Source organism: Chryseobacterium sp. DT-167, assembly GCF_058310155.1.
This window is the reverse complement of the sequence record NZ_JBZEEQ010000001.1, coordinates 478,885-496,758: the sequence shown is the minus strand read 5'-3', so window position 1 is coordinate 496,758 and position 17,874 is coordinate 478,885. Positions and strand designations below refer to the sequence as shown.

At 34.1% G+C, this 17,874-nt stretch carries 16 protein-coding genes; 8 read left to right on the top strand and 8 right to left on the bottom strand.

What is annotated here, in order from left to right; genetic code table 11:
* The first annotated feature begins 153 nt into the window (after positions 1-153).
* The gene (locus AC4FQ5_RS02180; protein ID WP_248392595.1) at positions 154-615 is read left to right on the top strand and encodes an Lrp/AsnC family transcriptional regulator; all 462 of its coding nucleotides are present in this window, start codon (positions 154-156) and stop codon (positions 613-615) included.
* 10 nt (positions 616-625) lie between these two features.
* Positions 626-2,071: a hypothetical protein gene (locus AC4FQ5_RS02175; RefSeq protein ID WP_491140859.1), complete on the top strand. Its 1,446-nt coding sequence runs from the start codon at positions 626-628 to the stop codon at positions 2,069-2,071.
* Between the two features lie 11 nt (positions 2,072-2,082).
* Here AC4FQ5_RS02175 and argH read toward each other — a convergent pair whose 3' ends face one another.
* From argH to AC4FQ5_RS02135, 8 genes are all read right to left on the bottom strand, one after another.
* Positions 2,083-3,387 (bottom strand): argininosuccinate lyase, encoded by a 1,305-nt coding sequence (argH, locus tag AC4FQ5_RS02170; protein WP_491140858.1) that lies wholly within the window; start codon positions 3,385-3,387, stop codon positions 2,083-2,085.
* Positions 3,388-3,615: 228 nt separating this feature from the next.
* A complete protein-coding gene (locus AC4FQ5_RS02165) occupies positions 3,616-4,698 on the bottom strand; it encodes a M20 family metallo-hydrolase (protein ID WP_491140857.1) in 1,083 nt (360 codons plus the stop codon).
* Entirely contained in the window at positions 4,673-5,467 is a 795-nt protein-coding gene (argB, locus tag AC4FQ5_RS02160; protein ID WP_491140856.1) for an acetylglutamate kinase, read from the bottom strand. The genes AC4FQ5_RS02165 and argB overlap by 26 nt, the downstream gene beginning before the upstream one ends.
* 42 nt (positions 5,468-5,509) lie before the next feature.
* Positions 5,510-6,487: an N-acetylornithine carbamoyltransferase gene (locus AC4FQ5_RS02155; protein ID WP_491140855.1), complete on the bottom strand. Its 978-nt coding sequence runs from the start codon at positions 6,485-6,487 to the stop codon at positions 5,510-5,512.
* A gap of 59 nt (positions 6,488-6,546) precedes the next feature.
* Complete coding sequence (locus AC4FQ5_RS02150) at positions 6,547-7,686, bottom strand: aspartate aminotransferase family protein (protein WP_491140854.1); 1,140 nt, start codon at positions 7,684-7,686, stop codon at positions 6,547-6,549.
* 234 nt (positions 7,687-7,920) lie between these two features.
* Complete coding sequence (gene argC / locus AC4FQ5_RS02145) at positions 7,921-8,907, bottom strand: N-acetyl-gamma-glutamyl-phosphate reductase (RefSeq protein WP_491140853.1); 987 nt, start codon at positions 8,905-8,907, stop codon at positions 7,921-7,923.
* A 66-nt stretch (positions 8,908-8,973) separates the two neighbouring features.
* Positions 8,974-10,170, bottom strand: a complete 1,197-nt coding sequence (gene argG / locus AC4FQ5_RS02140; protein WP_491140852.1) for an argininosuccinate synthase — start codon at positions 10,168-10,170, stop codon at positions 8,974-8,976.
* Positions 10,142-10,741, bottom strand: coding sequence for a GNAT family N-acetyltransferase (locus AC4FQ5_RS02135; RefSeq protein ID WP_491140851.1), 600 nt, complete (start codon positions 10,739-10,741; stop codon positions 10,142-10,144). Before AC4FQ5_RS02135 ends, argG begins: the two co-directional genes overlap by 29 nt.
* Positions 10,742-10,899: 158 nt before the next feature.
* Between AC4FQ5_RS02135 and AC4FQ5_RS02130 the strand changes: the two genes are divergently transcribed.
* From AC4FQ5_RS02130 to AC4FQ5_RS02105, 6 genes are all read left to right on the top strand, one after another.
* Entirely contained in the window at positions 10,900-11,316 is a 417-nt protein-coding gene (locus AC4FQ5_RS02130; protein ID WP_491140850.1) for a transposase-like zinc-binding domain-containing protein, read from the top strand.
* Positions 11,317-11,575: 259 nt separating this feature from the next.
* Positions 11,576-12,955 carry a porin gene (locus AC4FQ5_RS02125; protein WP_491140849.1) on the top strand — a complete coding sequence of 460 codons (1,380 nt, stop codon included), beginning with the start codon at positions 11,576-11,578 and terminating at the stop codon, positions 12,953-12,955.
* A 51-nt stretch (positions 12,956-13,006) separates the two neighbouring features.
* Entirely contained in the window at positions 13,007-14,626 is a 1,620-nt protein-coding gene (locus tag AC4FQ5_RS02120; RefSeq protein WP_491140848.1) for an MFS transporter, read from the top strand.
* A gap of 39 nt (positions 14,627-14,665) precedes the next feature.
* The gene (locus AC4FQ5_RS02115; protein ID WP_491140847.1) at positions 14,666-14,893 is read left to right on the top strand and encodes a DUF6814 family protein; all 228 of its coding nucleotides are present in this window, start codon (positions 14,666-14,668) and stop codon (positions 14,891-14,893) included.
* A 96-nt stretch (positions 14,894-14,989) separates the two neighbouring features.
* On the top strand, positions 14,990-15,184 hold the full coding sequence (locus AC4FQ5_RS02110; protein WP_491140846.1) for a hypothetical protein: 195 nt from the start codon (positions 14,990-14,992) through the stop codon (positions 15,182-15,184).
* Positions 15,177-17,870, top strand: coding sequence for an ATP-binding protein (locus AC4FQ5_RS02105; RefSeq protein WP_491140902.1), 2,694 nt, complete (start codon positions 15,177-15,179; stop codon positions 17,868-17,870). The genes AC4FQ5_RS02110 and AC4FQ5_RS02105 overlap by 8 nt, the downstream gene beginning before the upstream one ends.
* The last annotated feature ends 4 nt before the right edge of the window (positions 17,871-17,874 follow it).

The window sequence follows — 17,874 nt, the reverse complement described above, 5'->3', positions numbered from 1 at the left end:
TAATGATATAAATACTGTGTTATTCATTAGGTGCAAAGATACAGCAATTTTACAAACTGGCAAAAACAAAATTGATTTAATTTTAAAAAACTAAATCTTGTATACTTTCATTTTTAAATACTATTTTTGTTACAACTCAACTCGGGCTGTTTTATGGATTTAAAAGACAAAATGATTCTCAGTATTATTCAGGAAGACTCTACCTATTCTGTAAAAGAAATTTCAGAAAAGATCGGTCTTACCTTTACTCCGACGTATGAACGCATCAAACAGCTGGAAAAACAGGGAATTATTGAGAAATATGTAGGTCTTTTGAATCGTGAAAAACTGGGTTTAAATATTGTTGTCTATTGCAACGTTCGCTTAAAAGAACAATCTAAGAAAGTTTTGGAAACTTTCGAAAAAAACATTATGCAACATGATGAAGTTCAGGAAATTATCAGCCTTTCCGGCGAATATGACTATATGCTGAAAATCATTGCAAAAGACATTAATTCTTATAATGATTTTACGGTGAATGTGATTTCAAATATTCCTAATATCGGGCAATATCATAGCTCTATAGTGCTTCATGAGGTGAAAAAGTCGACTAAGTTTAAGATTGATCTGGATTGAAAAAAGATTAATGGAAGAATTTTCTAATTTTGATTTTGAGAAATTTGTTGATTTATCAATCAGTAAAATAAAAACATTTGAGTCTGAAAAAGCTTTAAAAGTAATCAACGAGTCAAAGAAATTTGATTATTTTTCAACTCTTGAAAAAGATCATGAAAACAAGTTATTTAAGCTTAAAATTTTCTTAGAAACACCAATATTTGGAATAAAAGATTTAAAAAATCAAATTTTAGAAGATGATGAAACGCTGAGAATGTATGCAATTGGAGAAAGTTATTTCATAGATTACAATTCAATTTCAACTATAAATTTTCAATTTAAAATACCACAAACATTTAGTTTAAATCTGAAAAAAATATTCACTGGATCTTTAGATAATTATGATAATAAATTTCAAAGGTTACTGTTGCCAATTAAAAAGGATTTAGATTTATACAATATCACAACAAAATCAGTTAAATATGACGAAAAAATTGTTTTCAGTGGATTAATTGAAGTGAATGTTAATCATAAAAATTATCATGTTTTCACTTACATAAAAAATGATCCTAAAAAATACTTTTTAATTATTGATAGTGTTGAGAGAGAATGTTTTTCTGATTTCAAAAAAGCAACGGAATCAATAATTATTTCTTTAGGTTTTTTAACAGGAAATCTAATTACTAGTGAATCTTATTATCAAACGTCGGAAGATATCTCATTCAACAAAATAGAAAATATTTTTTTTGAAAAAAAAGAGGACAGCATATATTCTAACGATAGAGTAATTGACCATACGAAATTTGTTAATTATTTAAGACAAATAAATCAAGAAGAAAAATATAAAATATGGGCAAAACCAATGGCTAATATTTATTTTGATAATATTTGTACCACTGTCTTTAAAAATAGCATTTTTCATAGGTGTTGCCAATTAATTATTGAAGCAAATCAAACAAAGCATAATCTTCTTAAAGCAGGAATTTTATCAATAGCTTTAGAAACCATAAGTGGTTTGATTTATGAGGATAATAAAGAAAAAATTAATCCAATTCAAGATAAATTAATAGCAAAAAAATTAAGACTTGAATTATTAAACACATTAAATAATTTTGAAGATGAAATACCTGAAGAAGCAGTCAAGATTTTCACTTCAAAAATAAATGAACTAAATAAACCCACAAATTCAAAAAAGTTATCCTTTCCATTTCAATATTACAACATAAAATTATCAAAAGAAGAGCTTGATATATTAAATCATAGGAACAAATTTCTTCACGGAACTTCTCCTTTTGAAGAGGAAGAACTACAGCTAAAAAGACATGAAATACTTGTTATTATTGCAAATTTAAAATTTATGATAAATTGCTTAATGCTAAAATACATTGGGTACAAAGGTCACACAACTAATTACCCTGCAATAATTGAGTACAATACAAAAGATGAAATTTCCAATCCTCTTTATAAAATAATATAAGATGATTTAATTTATCCCAACAACTTACCTTTCACCTTATTAAACTGATATTCTATTTTATCTAAACAAAGATTCCCAATACTTCCCTGATGAGTATGATTAAGGTTTTTAATCTCAAAATCAAACTCATTATTTTCAATCTCCTGTCCTACCTTTACATAAGCATCACGGAATGAACTTCCATTTTTCACCTCTTCATTGATTTTCTCCACACTGAAAAGATACTTATATTTTTCATCTTCCAAAATTCCATCTTTAACCTGAATATTTGGTAAAGTATAGCTTAAAATTTCAAGACATTCTTTCAAAGAATCAATTGCAGGGAAAAGAATCTCTTTCGTCAACTGCATATCTCTATGGTAGCCTGACGGAAGATTATTCGTCAATAAAATAAATTCATTCGGTAACGACTGAATTCTGTTGCAACGCGCACGAACCAATTCGAAAATATCCGGATTTTTCTTATGTGGCATAATGCTGCTTCCTGTTGTAAACTCCTTAGGAAAGCTGATAAAATCAAAGTTCTGACTTAAATATAAACAAACATCATAGGCAAATTTCCCTAATGTTCCCGCCAAAGTCGCCATTGCCATTGACAACATTTTTTCCGACTTTCCGCGTGTCATTTGAGCATACACAGAATTATAATTCATTGATTGAAACCCTAAATTGTACGTTGTACTTTCACGGTCAATAGGGAAAGACGAACCATATCCTGCTGCTGAACCCAATGGATTTTTATTAATGATATTTTTAACAGAGAAAAGCATTTCAAGATCATCCAACAATGCTTCTGCATAAGCTCCAAACCATAATCCGAAAGATGAAGGCATAGCAATCTGCAAATGGGTATAACCCGGAAGAAGAACATTTTTATGCTGATCCGCTAATTTAATTAAAATTTGAAAAAATTCGTCCGTTAAAGCTGTGATTTCACGAATTTCATCTAATAAATACAGCTTAATATCCAGCAAAACCTGATCATTTCTTGACCGAGCCGTATGAATTTTCTTTCCTGTATCTCCTAGTTTTTCAATTAAAATAGATTCAATTTGCGAATGAATATCTTCCGCCTCTTTATCGATCTCAAAAATTCCATCTTCGATATCCTGTAAAATCGTAGCTAAAACAAAAAGAATTTTTCCAGATTCTTCTTTTGTGATAATTCCCACTTCAGCCAGCATTATGCAATGTGCAATCGAACCTTTAACATCGTATTTTGCCAGACGCTCATCAAAGTCAAGATCCTTCCCGACTGTAAATTTGTTGACTAATATATTGGTGGCATTATCGTCTTTTTGCCATATTTTTTTCATAAAATTTCTTTTTTATTTTAAAATTTTCTTTTGCCTTGAAGCAAAAGAAACAAAAGTTCAAGACTGGAAACTCCGGCTAAAAATTGAAATTGAATCCTAAAATCCCCAAAACTTGCGCGAATTCAAAACCTGTTATTCGGTTCAAAATTAGTGTCGCGCTTCAAACAGTGGGAATTTTTTAACGGATTAAATTTCAATTTTCTTAACGCCTCCGTTTCCTAGGTCGATTTATAGGACCTTTTCAAGGATTTGGATGTAAATAGCAATCCCCTCTTCTATTTCCTTTATATATATGTATTCATCCGCGGTGTGGGAGCGTGTGCTGTCACCAGGACCGATCTTCACCGATGTACACGGAATAATTGCCTGATCGGATGAAGTTGGCGAGCCATAAGTTGTCCTCCCGATTTCCAAACCTGCTTTTACAAACGGATGATCCATTTCGATTTTTGATGAATTTAGCCTGAAAGATCTTGCTGTTAAGGTTGATTTCATCTGTGATTGAATGATTTCAAACGCTTCTTTGTTGGAATATTCATCCGTAACCCTTACATCCAAGGTGAAAGTGCACGACTCAGGAACTACGTTATGCTGAACTCCGGCATGAATTCCTGACAACGTAATTTTAACTTCACCCAAATAATCTGAAACTTTTGGAAATTTAAAACTTAAAATCTGCTGCAAATCTTCCATACATTTTACAATTGAGTTATCATCGTTCGGATGAGCGGCGTGAGAAGGAGTACCTTTCATTTCCCCATCAATAACCAACAATCCTTTCTCCGCAATTGCCAGATTCATCTGCGTTGGCTCCCCTACAATGGCAAGTTCGATATTCGGAAGCTGCGAAAATAAAGCCTCAATTCCGTCAAATCCCGAAATCTCCTCCTCCGCTGTCAAAGCAATCACTAAATTATATTTTAAATCTTCTTTATCGAAAAAATGTAAAAAAACCTGCGCCATCGAAACCAAAGAAGCTCCGGCATCATTGCTTCCCAATCCAAACAGCTTTCCATCCTTTTCAATCGCTAAAAACGGATCTAAAGTGTAAGCTTTATTGGGTTTTACAGTGTCGTGATGCGTATTCAACAAAATTGACGGCTTGAAAACATCAAAATTTTTATTCACCGCCCAGATGTTATTTTTAAAACGTTTTGTCGGAATCTGATGTTTTTTAAAAAAGTTTTCAATTTCCACAGACGTATTATATTCATCTTTGCTGAATGACGGAATCTCAATCAGTTTTTTCAACAAATCCACTGCGTTATTCAGTAATTCTTCTTTACTATAAACAGATTTCAGTTCCTGCATGATGGTTTTCTATATGGTTTTTCAATTCGGTTTCTTTTATCAAGAATACCTTATTTACATTATTTTTTACGGCTCCAAGAGCGTTTTCCAACTTGGGTAAAATTCCTTTGTGAAGTTTTCCTTCATTTTTTAAAACAGAAAATTCTCCTTCCGAAATATTTTTTATGACAGATTCAGGATTTTCGACATCTTCCAAAACCCCTTCTTTATCAAAACAATACAACAATTCAACATCATATTTTTCAGACAGAGCCTGAGCAATTACCGAAGCAATCGTATCTGCATTGGTATTGAAAAGATTTCCTTTTTTGTCATGAGTGATCGCTGAAAATACCGGAACCAACTCAAGTTTAATCAATTTTGAAATCAATTTTTTGTTCACACTTTTCTTCTCAATATCTCCTACAAACCCGAAATCTATTTCTGCATCTTCTCTTTTTGTAGCTTTAATTAAATTGGCATCAGCTCCCGAAAAACCTATTGCCTTACATTTTTTCTGCTGAAGTTTTGCCACAATATTTTTGTTGATTCCTCCCGCATACACCATCGCTACAATATCCAAGGTATCTTTATCGGTAATTCTTCGTCCGTTGACCATTTTCTGTTCAACACCTAATTTATCAGCTAATGTCGTTGCTAATTTTCCACCTCCGTGAACCAAAATTTTTCGTTCTTTAATTTCAGAAAACTGCTCCAGAAATTCGTTCAATAATTCTTTATTATCGATTAGTGCGCCTCCTATTTTTATGATGTATAATTTGTTTTTCATTAAAAAATTAAAGGATTAAAAAATTAAAAAATTCTGAGCGCATCATTTCTTATTCAATTCATCTAAAATTTCAGAGAAGACAGCCTGAGCCGAGAAAATTCGGTTTTTTGCCTGCTGATAAATGATGGAATTCTCACCATCCATTACTTCATCACTCAATTCTACATTACGACGAACTGGAAGGCAGTGCATCACTTTTGCCTGATTTGTATCAGCTAACTTTTCATTCGTAAGCATCCAGCTTTCTTTTACTTCAGGCATTGCTGCATAATCATCAAAAGACGACCAGTTTTTCACATAAATAAAATCTGCATCTTTTAACGCTTCATCTTGATTATGAATCACTTTTACATCTTTCGTGAAGTTTTTATCTAAATCATAACCTTCAGGATTGGCGATTACGAATTCAACATCCATTTCCTGCATCCATTCCGCGAAAGAATTTCCTACCGCATGAGCAATCGGCTTGATGTGAGGAGCCCAGGTTAAAACTACTTTTGGCTTGCGTTGTACACTGAGCTTGTCGAAGTGTCCCAAGTTTTCGGTAATCGTTATGCAATCTGCCAAACTTTGCAAAGGATGACGTGTTGCAGATTCCAGAGAAATAACCGGAACTTTCGCATGTTGTTCGAATTGGCTTAAAATGCTTTCGTTAACATCATCTTCCTTGCTTTTCATTCCTGCAAAACAACGAACTGCAATGATATCACAATATTGATTTAATACTTCAATGGCATCTTTAATATGTTCAACAGTGTCGCCATTCATTACAGCTCCATCTGCGAATTCTAAGTTCCAGGCTTCCTGAGCAGCATTTAACGTTAAAACATTTAATCCTAAATTTTGTGCAGCAATCTGACTGCTTAAACGTGTTCTTAAACTTGAATTTAAAAATATAAGTCCTATTGTTTTTCCTTTACCTTTCCCGGTTTCCGAAAGAGGATTTTCTTTAATTTGTAACGCTTTTTTTATAATTTCCTGTAAGTTTTCAACATCGCTTACAGAGGTAAATTTTTTCATTTGAGAATTTTTATTTTTTCAATGGACAAATGGAATATCCATTTCATTTTGAATTGATTTTAAAGATTTTCTAAAACAGTTTTCAAAGCACCGATGAACAGATCGGTTTCTTCTTTTTTAATGTTAAGCGCCGGAAGAATCCTCAACACAGCCTTATCATTGGAGTTTCCTGTGAAAATATGATGATTATACAACAGGCTGTTCCTCACTTCTGAACAATCTCTGTCGAGTTCAATTCCAATCATCAGGCCTTTCCTTCGAATCGTTTTAATATGTGGAAAATCTTTAATTTTATTTTCAATATACTCGCCCATTTCCCGAGCATTTTCTATGAGATTTTCATCTTTCAAAACGTCCAAAACCGCAATTGCAGCGACACAAGCTAAGTGATTTCCACCAAAAGTTGTTCCCAGCAAACCGTTGCTTGCCTGAAATTTAGGATGAATCAAAACGCCACCGATCGGGAAGCCGTTGCCCATTCCTTTTGCTGTCGTGATAATATCCGCTTCAATTCCGAATTCCTGATGAGCAAAGAAATGTCCGGTTCTTCCGTATCCTGACTGAACTTCATCCAAAATTAAAACTGCTTTATATTTTTCACACAATTCTTTGATTTTAGTTAAAAATTCAACCGTTGGAATCATAACTCCTCCAACTCCCTGAATTCCTTCGATAATTACAGATGAAATTTCGCTTCCTTGTTTTTCAAAAACGGCTTCAAGCTGTTCGATATTATTCCATTCAGACTTGATGAATCTTTCGTCATAATTTACCGGAGCTACAATTTTTGGATTATCTGTCACAGAAACTGCTGCCGAAGTTCTTCCGTGGAAAGAACCTGAGAAATACAACACTTTGCTTTTCCCATTGTGAAACGAAGCCAGTTTTAAAGCATTTTCATTCGCTTCAGCTCCTGAATTACACAAGAATAAATTGTAATCTTCCAAGCCTGAAAGTTTTCCTAATTTTTCAGCCAGTTCAGTTTGTAATTCATTCTGAACCGAGTTTGAATAGAAAGATATTTTATCTAATTGTTTTTTTAATTGATTTTGATAATACGGATGGTTATGTCCGATAGAAATTACCGCATGACCTCCGTAAAAATCAAGATATTGTTCTCCTTTATCGTCCCAAAGGAATGATCCCTGAGCTTTTACAGGATTGATGTTAAATAATGGATATACGTTGAATAAATTCATTTTTTTTGTTTTAATTAATTTCTTTTGTCTTAAAACAAAAGAAACAAAAGTTCAAGACTGGAAACTTCCGCTAAAAAATATTTTTGTTCTCTAAAAATTCTAAAACTTGCGCGAATTTGACATTTGTTCTTCGGTTCGACATTTGTCTCGCGCTTCGAACAGTAGAATTTTCTTAACGTTCACAAAATTATTTTCCTTAACGCTCCATTTTCCTAGGTCGGATTATTGTCCGTTTTAAAATGCAATCGGTTTTAAATTCAATCCTGAATTTTCTTCCCAACCCATTGCAATATTCATGTTTTGAACTGCCTGTCCGGAAGCTCCTTTCAACAAATTGTCAATCGCTGAGTGAATTACCGCAACATTTCCACTCTTTTCTATATGAATCACACAGCGATTCGTGTTGACAACCTGTTTTAAATCAATTGCTTTTTCGCTTACCTTTACAAAAGGCTCATCTGCATAAAAATCCCTAAACAATTGATTGATAGCTGAAAGTTCTAAATCTGTTTTCACCGTGGAACTCGTAAAAATTCCTCTCGCAAAATCTCCTCTCCATGGAACAAAATTCAGACTGATTTCATTCGTATTAAAAGAAACTAATTGATGTAAAATCTCATCTACATGTTGATGTGTCAAAGTTTTATATGCTGAAATATTATCGTTTCTCCAAGTGAAGTGAGTCGTTGCCTGTAAAGACTGACCCGCACCTGTTGAACCTGTAATTCCTGTTGTATAAACCTCATCCAACAAACCTTTTTGAGCTAATGGAAGTAGAGCCATTTGAATTGCTGTCGCAAAACATCCCGGATTTGCAATACTTTTTGCTCCTGAAAGTTGTTTTTTGTTGATTTCAGACAAACCGTAGATAAAATTTCTGTTTGCGAAATTTCCATCTAAACGAAAATCATTTCCTAAATCGATGACTAACGTTTCATCTTTTACCGCATTTTGAGTCAGCCAATTCTGACTTTCTTTGTGCGGAAGACATAAAAATAAAATATCTACATCTTCAGGCTGATCCGTTAAAACCATCTCACAAACCGTCGCCAAATCCGGGTACAAATCTGAAATCTTTGTCCCCGAATTTGAACGACTATATAAAAAACTCAAAGACACATTGGGATGAAAAGCTAGCAGACGAACCAGTTCGCTTCCTGTGTAGCCGTTGGCTCCGATAATTCCTGCTGTTTTTGTTTCTTTTTGATTAATCTCAATCATTTTTATATTTGTTTTGATAGGATTTTCATCCTATCCTGATTTAAGTCATTCCTTCGGAACTCCCCATTAATTTATATTTTGATTAATCTGATGATATATATTTAAGGAATTGCTTACAATTTTCGTGTAGCCTTTTACATCTTCACCTGTCCATGCTCTGTTGGTCTCGCCATAACTTCCGAATTTATCAGACATTAAATCATGCTTAGATTCAATTCCATTTAAAATAAATCTGTAGGGATGAAGCGTTACAAAAACTTTTCCGCTAACCGTTTTCTGAGAATCATCTAAGAAAGACTCAATATTTCTCATCACAGGATCTAAGAAAAGTGCTTCGTGAAGCCAGTTTCCGTACCAATCAGATAACTGAGATTTCATCATCTGCTGATATTTTGAAAGCGTATGTTTTTCCAATAAATGATGCGCTTTGATAATCACAGACGCCGCTGCCGCTTCGAAACCAACTCTTCCTTTAATTCCAACAATTGTATCTCCAACGTGAATATCGCGACCAATCCCATAAGCAGAAGCTAATTCTTCAATTTTTTGAATGGCGTAAACCGAGTGTTCAAAATTTTCTCCGTTTACCGCTACAACTTCACCATTTTTGAACTCAATTTCCAGTTCTGAAGGCTGAGTTTCTTTAATTTGAGATGGAAAAGCTTCTTCAGGAAGATAATTTCTTGAAGTCAAAGTTTCTTTTCCGCCAACTGAAGTTCCCCAAAGTCCTTTATTCACAGAATATTGCGCTTTTTGGAATTCCATTTCATAACCGTGCCCTTTCAAAAATTCAATTTCTTCTTCACGAGATAAAGACAGATCACGAATTGGCGTAATGATTTCCACATTCGGACACATTACCTGAAATATTAAGTCGAAACGAACCTGATCATTTCCGGCACCTGTACTTCCGTGAGCGATTGCATCAGCACCGATTTCGATGGCATATTTTGCAATTTCCTGCGCCTGAATCGTACGTTCAGCACTTACAGACAAAGGATATGTATTGTTTTTCAAGACATTACCAAAGATCAAATACTTCACACAAGAATTGTAATAATCTTCCTGAGCATCAACGCACCTGTATTCTTTCACCCCAAGATTAAAGGCTTTTTTCTCCAGTTCTTTTTCCTCTTCTTTAGAAAAACCTCCGGTATTTACAGTGACTGCATATACTTCATATCCAAGTATTTCACTCAAATATTTAGCACAGTAAGAGGTATCCAGACCTCCGCTAAACGCTAAGATTACTTTCTTGCTCATTTTTATATTGATTTTCGGGCTGATGATTCTCAACTCCATTTACTTTATTATTTTCAGGAACGAAAAGCATTGCTGTACAAAGACAGTTTTTTCGTTCTTTTTTCATTAGAATTTCATAGTTCACACAACTTTTACAACCATTCCAAAACTCATCATCCTGAGTCAACTCAGAATAAATAACTGGTTTATAACCCAAATCACTGTTGATTTTCATTACAGCGAGTCCTGTAGTTAAACCGAATATTTTCGCATTTGGGAATTTCTCTCTTGACAATGCAAACACTCTATCTTTGATCAAAGTTGCAATACCTCCATGCCTGAATTTTGGAGAAACGATCAATCCTGAGTTGGCCACAAACTGACCGTGCGACCAGGTTTCTATGTAACAGAAGCCCACCCACTCTCCATTTTCAGTCGCAACCACAGCGTTACCTTCTGAAATCTTTTTACTTAAATATTCTATAGAACGCTTTGCGATCCCCGTTCCTCTCCGCTGTGCAGAATCATACATTTCCTGCTGTATTTCACTCACATACATTAAATGTTCGCATGAGGAAATTTGTATTTCCATTTATTTATCTGAATTTTTTGGCAAATTTAAAGCATATTATCTTTAAAAACCAAATTAAAAAGATAATTTTATGGTTTAATTAATATTAACAGGTATAATTATCTTATTGTTAAAATTTAATATTGCTAAATTATTATATATTTGCTAAAATACTATATATGGAGAATATTTGTCCGAAATGTAAGAGCGAAAAAATTGTTAAAAGCGGAATCATCAACGAAAAACAGAGATTCCATTGTAAGGACTGCAATTACTATTTTACCGTCAAAAAATTGGGTAAAAAAATCGATGATTATTACGTTACAAAAGCTCTTCAATTATATCTTGAAGGGCTGAGTTTCCGTGAAATAGAAAGAATTATCGGTGTTTCTCATGTTACCATAAGTTCATGGATAAAGAAATACAATATTACAAGACCACCCCATTCTGATTTTCATCCTGTCTATAAAATTTTAAAACAAAATGAGCTGATCGAATACATTTCTAAGGAGGAAAACATTAAAGATTCAGGTTTGATTATTACTCAGTTTGCCGACAAATATATGTTGATCAAATGGGAAAGATTTAAAAAATAGGTTTTAAAAATTCACGAACTATTAATGATGATTTTGAGTTTAAATTAAAAGAAATAATTTCATAAATAACTATTAATCAAATATATAATAAATATTTTTATCCAAAAAAAATAATTTATGACAGAAGTTTCCCAATTTATAATTCATACCTAAAAGCTAATAACTATATTCTTACCTTTAATATATATTAAATTTTCACAACTAAATTATTAATTACAATTTGGCTTTCACAAAATAACAGCCAAAAAATTAATAATTTATGAAGAAAATATTAAGTTTTATTGGATTAGCTTTAATGAGCAGTTCTATATACGGTCAAGGTTCTCCTGATTATGGAAACGGTTTAAAAATAAATTTAAATCCTGAAGGAGATAAGTATGTTAGATTTATTTTATGGGATCAGTTTTGGATCAGGAACACAGAAATGAACCCGGGAAGTATGGTTGGAGGTGAAGCAACCGATAACACCTGGAACTTAGGAAACCGAAGAGCCCGTATTCTTGCCTACGCTCAAATCACAAAGCGTTATATGATCCTTACCCATTTTGGGATCAATAACCAGACTTTCATCAACGGTGGCGCAACCGGAACAACAGGAACTGGCGGATACGGTAATGGTAAAAAACCTCAGCTTTTCTTCCATGATGCATGGAACGAATATGCAGTCGTAATGCCCGGTGAAGCAGGAAAATTCAGCTTAACTTTAGGTGGCGGACTTCATTATTATATGGGACTTTCCCGTATGACGATGGCTTCGACATTGAACTTTCTAACTTTGGATTCACCGATTTTCAGCTGGCCTTTGATTGATAATTCTGATCAGTTTGCAAGACAGATGGGAATTTTCGCAAAAGGAAAATACGGAAAATTTGAATATAGAATGAGTTTAAACAAACCATTCGCAACAGATTTAGCACCTGTAAATAGTTTAGTCCCAGGAAATGAGGTTGCCGTTGACAACAATGGAAATCCGAACTGGTCTAAAGCAGGGTATTTTGAATATCAATTCTTAGATACAGAATCTAATCTCCTACCTTTCAAAGTAGGTTCTTACTTGGGAACCAAAAAAGTTTTCAATCTCGGCGCAGGTTTTTATCATCAGGCTGAAGGAACAAGAACTTCAGTCAATTCAAACATAGAAAAACACGACATCACTCTACTTTCTGTAGATGCTTTTGCTGATATTCCTTTGGGAGAAGCTAAAAATAAAATGGCAGTTTCGGCTTATGCAGGATATTTCAACTATAATTTCGGACCAAATTATGTAAGAAATTTAGGAACAATGAATATCGCATCCAATGATCCGAACTACGTTGGACAGCGAGCTTTGGCTGGTCCCGGAAACCTTCAACCCGTGATCGGAACAGGAAATATAGTTTACGCTCAAGCAGGTTTATTACTACCGAGTAAGGCCGAAAAACCGAAAATAAGAATTCAGCCTTTTGCAGCTTATACTTACAAAAATTTTGAAGCGTTTGATAAGCCTTCCTCACAGTTTGATGTGGGAGCCAACTGGTTTATAGACGGTCATCACGCAAAAATCACCACACAATATTCTACAAGACCCGTTTATACAAGTCCGACAGAAAACCCGACTTCTAAAGGAGAGTTTATTGTTCAGCTACAAATTTATTTATAAGTCTCAATTGATTCAAAAACATTTATTTAATAACTAAAAAAAAACAATAATATGAGCAATCAGCAAGTCGAAACCTCCTTTGAGGATATGACAGAAAAGCAGAAAAACAAAACCATTTGGGGAGTGATTACTGCATCCTCTTTGGGAACACTTATAGAATGGTATGATTTCTACCTTTTTGGAAGTTTGGCGGTCGTTTTGGCAACTAAATTTTTCCCTTCAGATAATCCGACAGCTGCATTTTTGTCAACATTAGCAACTTTTGCAGCAGGATTTGTGGTAAGACCTTTTGGTGCATTATTTTTCGGAAGACTGGGAGATATTATCGGTAGAAAATACACTTTCCTTGTTACATTATTAATCATGGGATTCTCTACGTTTTTGATAGGATGTATTCCGGGATATGAAACGATAGGATTTCTGGCTCCGGTTTTAGTTTTAATTTTAAGATTATTGCAGGGATTGGCTTTAGGCGGAGAATACGGAGGAGCTGCAACTTATGTCGCGGAATATGCACAACCGCACAGAAGAGGTTACTGGACTTCATGGATTCAAACAACCGCAACAGCAGGACTTTTCATTTCTTTGATTGTGATTTTATTAACGAAAAGCTCGCTTTCTGCAGAACAGTTTGACACTTGGGGATGGAGAGTTCCTTTCTGGATCTCAATCTTAATGGTGGGAGTTTCTTATGTCATCAGAAAAAACATGAAAGAATCTCCTTTGTTTGCCAAAGCTAAAAAAGAAGGAAAAACATCAACAAATCCTTTAAAAGAAAGTTTTGGAAATAAATACAACTTCAAGTTTGTCTTACTGGCATTATTTGGAGCTGCGATGGGACAAGGTGTAATTTGGTACACCGGTCAGTTTTACTCTATGAGTTTCCTTCAGAAAGTAATGAATGTGGATTCTACGCAGGTGGATTATTTAATGGCAACTGCTTTATTAATGGGAACTCCGTTCTTTGTATTTTTTGGTTGGCTTTCGGATAAAGTCGGTCGTAAAGCAGTGATGATGACAGGAATGCTGATTGCCATTTTAGCTTACAGACCCATTTATGACACCATGTTCCAAAGTGTCAATCTGGAAAGTAAAACCGTTGCAGCCAACGGAATTACAGAAAAAAGAACTGCTAAAATTCATAAAGATATTACAACAGACAGTTTGGTAACATTCCATAAAGAAACTTTGTACACAGACGGAACTTTGATGAAAAAAGACAGCATTGTTCATTGGTCTGCAGCAGGACCGGTAATGAAAGACGGAAAAGCCGAAGAACCAAAAGTTTCCAAATCAGTTACTATCAACAATGATACAAGATGGTATTTGGTTTTCTTTGTCTTTATTCAGGTGATTTTTGTCACGATGGTTTATGGTCCTATTGCTGCGTTTTTAGTTGAAATGTTCCCTGTGAGAATCCGTTATACATCGATGTCTCTTCCGTATCATATTGGTAATGGGGTGTTTGGAGGGTTGCTTCCGGCAGTTGCAACTTACTTGGTAACAAATTCTCAAAAGGCAAATGAAGCTGCCCTAAAACTTAATAAAGACATTCCAAACCCACAATGGTATCTCGATGGGCTTTATTATCCGATTGTCGTTGCGACAGTCTGTCTGATCATAGGATTATTTTATCTGAAAAATAAGAACAATAATATCCACGATTTATAGCTTATTCACTCAAAATTTATTAATTTTAAAACAAAGAAAATGGACGGATTAAAAAAAATATTAGGCATACTCTGGATCTTGGTTGCGCTTGCTGTAGCTTACTTCGGAATTACCATCATGGGAATCCCAAAACTGGCATCGGGAAAACAGGAAGATCTGGTATTCGGTATTATCATACTCTTCGTATTGGTACCGATTGTCTCTGGTGGAATGGCAATCTTCGGATACTATTCTTTGATAGGAGAATATTCTGACGACAAACAATAATTTATAAATGATATTTGATAATTGATGAATGATTTTGTTCATCAATTATCTTTTATTAATAATCATTTATCTTTTATTAATAATCATTCATTAATAATGAAAAAGAGACACGAGCAAAAACTGATTATCCTGAGCTTCGGATTGCTGATCGCTTTCAGTATCCCCATTTCATTATTATTCAATAGTGAAAAAGAAGTTTTTGGTTACCCAATGATTCTTGTTTATATATTCGCAATTTGGATGATTTCCCTCATTGTATCTTTTGTAATCATAAAAAAATATGATGAGTAGTTTTGCATTATTTGTTGTTGTGTTGATTTACCTTGCACTTTTGTTCTTAGTTGCCCATTTGGCAGAGAAGAAGAAAAGCAAAATCTGGATCAACAATCCTTACATCTACGCACTGTCTCTTGCTGTGTATTGTACAGCCTGGACGTATTACGGAAGTATCGGTGTTGCAGCAACCAGCGGACTCAATTATTTACCGATTTACATAGGACCAATCATGGTTATTCCAGCCTGGATTTACATTAATACAAGAATCGTCCGTATATCGAGAGTCAACAAAATCAGCAGTTTAGCCGACTTTATTTCTTTACGATACGGAAACAGCAGAAGTTTTAGTGCAATAATCACTCTGGTTTGTATTTTTGCGATTGTTCCATACATCGGTTTGCAAATCAAAGCCATTTCGGAAACTTTTCATTTGGTGACAGAAACTCCGATGTCTAAAAATATTCTGACTGATAATGCAACATTCGTTGTCATATTAATCGCCTTATTTTCATCTTATTACGGAACAAAATATGTGGATGCCTCTGAAAAACGCCTAGGAATTATCTCTGCGATTGCTTTGGAAAGTTTTCTTAAATTATTCTTCATCATTATTTTAGGATTATTCGTTATCTATTTTGCATTTGACGGGTTTTCAGACATTTACCAAAAGGCAAGTAAATTTCCTGATTTTAAAGCAAAAAATACCTTCAACGGAATTGAAGGTGCAATGAACTGGATGATTCTCTGCATGATTTCAGGAACAGCGATTTGTATTTTGCCAAGACAGTTTCACACCGCAATTATTGAAAACAGACAGGAAAAACATATCAAAACAGCGATTTGGTTCTTCCCTTTATACCTTTTGATTTTCACATTTTTCATCTTCCCGATTGCATGGGGCGGAAGGTTGATTTTCGAAGGACAAAATGTAAACCCTGAGTTTTATTCAATCCTTATTCCTCAGTATTTCAACAATACTTTAATTACAGTCCTGGTGTTTTTAGGAGGCTTAAGTTCCAGTATTTCAATGATTATCATTTCGGCAATCACTTTATCAATTATGGTTTCAAATAACTTGATTATCCCTTACGGATTATTGGGGAAATTCAAAGCTGAAAATGAAATTCGAAACACCAGAAATATCACCAATATCAGAAAATTCTCAATTTTCGGTCTGGTAATTTTAGCTTTTGGGTTTTATAAATATTTTATCTTAAAAACCTCTCTCGATTCAGTAGGATTGATTTCGTTTGTGATTATCGCACAACTGGCTCCCGCTTTTTTTGGCGCATTATTCTGGCGAAGAGGAAGCTACAAAGGTGCAGTTGCCGGACTTTTAGCAGGTTTAGCGATCTGCTATTTTGGGTTGATCATTCCACAGTACTATTTTTCTTATAATCAGGAAGTTAAAGGTGCTTTAAGAGGAATGTATGATGCTTTTGATTTTTTCAACATTCCATATTTAACAAGAATACCTGAAATTTTCTTCTGGTCAATTTTAATTAATACCGGCTTGTTTACCATTTTATCAGTCAGTATGAAAGGAAATTACCGTGAAAGAAATTTCGCCGAACTGTACGTCGACATCGATAAATACATTCAAAATCACGAAAATGCCTTCATCTGGAGAGGAACTGCTTATGTTTCTGATATTCAGAATATTCTGGAACGTTTCTTAGGCAAGAAAAAAACCGAACAGGCTATGCGGATTTTCAATATTAAATACAATATCGATTCGCAAACCGAAACAGCAGACTCAAGATTTATTAAATTTTCTGAAAACCTTTTGGCAGGAAGAATCGGAACTGCATCCGCTAAAATTTTGATCGAAGGTGTTACCAAAGAAGACAAAATCTCCTTAAAGGAAGTTTTAAATATTTTAGAAGAATCAAAAGAGAACATTACTCTAAATAAAAAACTGACTGAAAAATCTGAAGAATTAAAGCAGCTTTCAGATGAATTATCTGCTGCCAACAAAAATCTCATCGTAAAAGACCGTCAGAAAGATGATTTTTTAGATTCTGTTGCGCATGAATTGAGAACCCCGATCACGGCAATTCGTTCGGCAGGAGAAATTTTAGCAGACGATGACGATATTCCTTTGGATATTAAACGAGAATTTTTAAACAATATCATCACGGAATCTGACAGATTAAGTGAAATCATCAATGATATTTTATATTTAGATAAACTTCAACATGGTGAAATTGCTTTACATATTCAGCAAAACAACATTATCGAAACCTATAAAAAGGCCTTAAATCCTATTTTACATCTGATTCAGCAAAAAAACATTTACATAAGCGAGGTTGATCTTCTTCATCAGCATATCTTTGAATATGATGAGTCGAGAATGATTCAGTTGTTTCAGAATATCCTGGGAAATGCCTTGAAGTTTACTGACGAACAGGGGACAATTCAGACCAAATTATCAGAAAAAGACAATTCTTTAATCATAAAAATATTTAATACCGGAAAAAACATTCCTGAAGAAGATTTAGAAATGATTTTTGATAAATTTTATCAGTCTAAAAACCAAAACATCATAAAACCTACCGGAAGCGGACTCGGACTTGCCATCTCAAAAAGGCTTGTAGAAGCTCATTCCGGAGATATAAAAGCAGAAAACAGCGGATTGGGTGTCACTTTTACAGTCACTCTTCCAAAAAAAACAAGAAATAATAATGAAGTTGAACAATAACGGA

Coding starts and splice junctions, on each gene's coding strand:
- argH (WP_491140858.1), bottom strand. CDS start 3,387: ATGAAAAAAATATGGCAAAAAGACGATAATGCCACCAATATATTAGTC.
- AC4FQ5_RS02135 (WP_491140851.1), bottom strand. CDS start 10,741: ATGGAAATACAAATTTCCTCATGCGAACATTTAATGTATGTGAGTGAA.
- AC4FQ5_RS02125 (WP_491140849.1), top strand. CDS start 11,576: ATGAAGAAAATATTAAGTTTTATTGGATTAGCTTTAATGAGCAGTTCT.
- argC (WP_491140853.1), bottom strand. CDS start 8,907: ATGATTGAGATTAATCAAAAAGAAACAAAAACAGCAGGAATTATCGGA.
- AC4FQ5_RS02130 (WP_491140850.1), top strand. CDS start 10,900: ATGGAGAATATTTGTCCGAAATGTAAGAGCGAAAAAATTGTTAAAAGC.
- AC4FQ5_RS02175 (WP_491140859.1), top strand. CDS start 626: ATGGAAGAATTTTCTAATTTTGATTTTGAGAAATTTGTTGATTTATCA.
- AC4FQ5_RS02150 (WP_491140854.1), bottom strand. CDS start 7,686: ATGAATTTATTCAACGTATATCCATTATTTAACATCAATCCTGTAAAA.
- AC4FQ5_RS02155 (WP_491140855.1), bottom strand. CDS start 6,487: ATGAAAAAATTTACCTCTGTAAGCGATGTTGAAAACTTACAGGAAATT.
- argG (WP_491140852.1), bottom strand. CDS start 10,170: ATGAGCAAGAAAGTAATCTTAGCGTTTAGCGGAGGTCTGGATACCTCT.
- AC4FQ5_RS02180 (WP_248392595.1), top strand. CDS start 154: ATGGATTTAAAAGACAAAATGATTCTCAGTATTATTCAGGAAGACTCT.
- AC4FQ5_RS02110 (WP_491140846.1), top strand. CDS start 14,990: ATGAAAAAGAGACACGAGCAAAAACTGATTATCCTGAGCTTCGGATTG.
- AC4FQ5_RS02120 (WP_491140848.1), top strand. CDS start 13,007: ATGAGCAATCAGCAAGTCGAAACCTCCTTTGAGGATATGACAGAAAAG.
- AC4FQ5_RS02115 (WP_491140847.1), top strand. CDS start 14,666: ATGGACGGATTAAAAAAAATATTAGGCATACTCTGGATCTTGGTTGCG.
- argB (WP_491140856.1), bottom strand. CDS start 5,467: ATGAAAAACAAATTATACATCATAAAAATAGGAGGCGCACTAATCGAT.
- AC4FQ5_RS02165 (WP_491140857.1), bottom strand. CDS start 4,698: ATGCAGGAACTGAAATCTGTTTATAGTAAAGAAGAATTACTGAATAAC.
- AC4FQ5_RS02105 (WP_491140902.1), top strand. CDS start 15,177: ATGAGTAGTTTTGCATTATTTGTTGTTGTGTTGATTTACCTTGCACTT.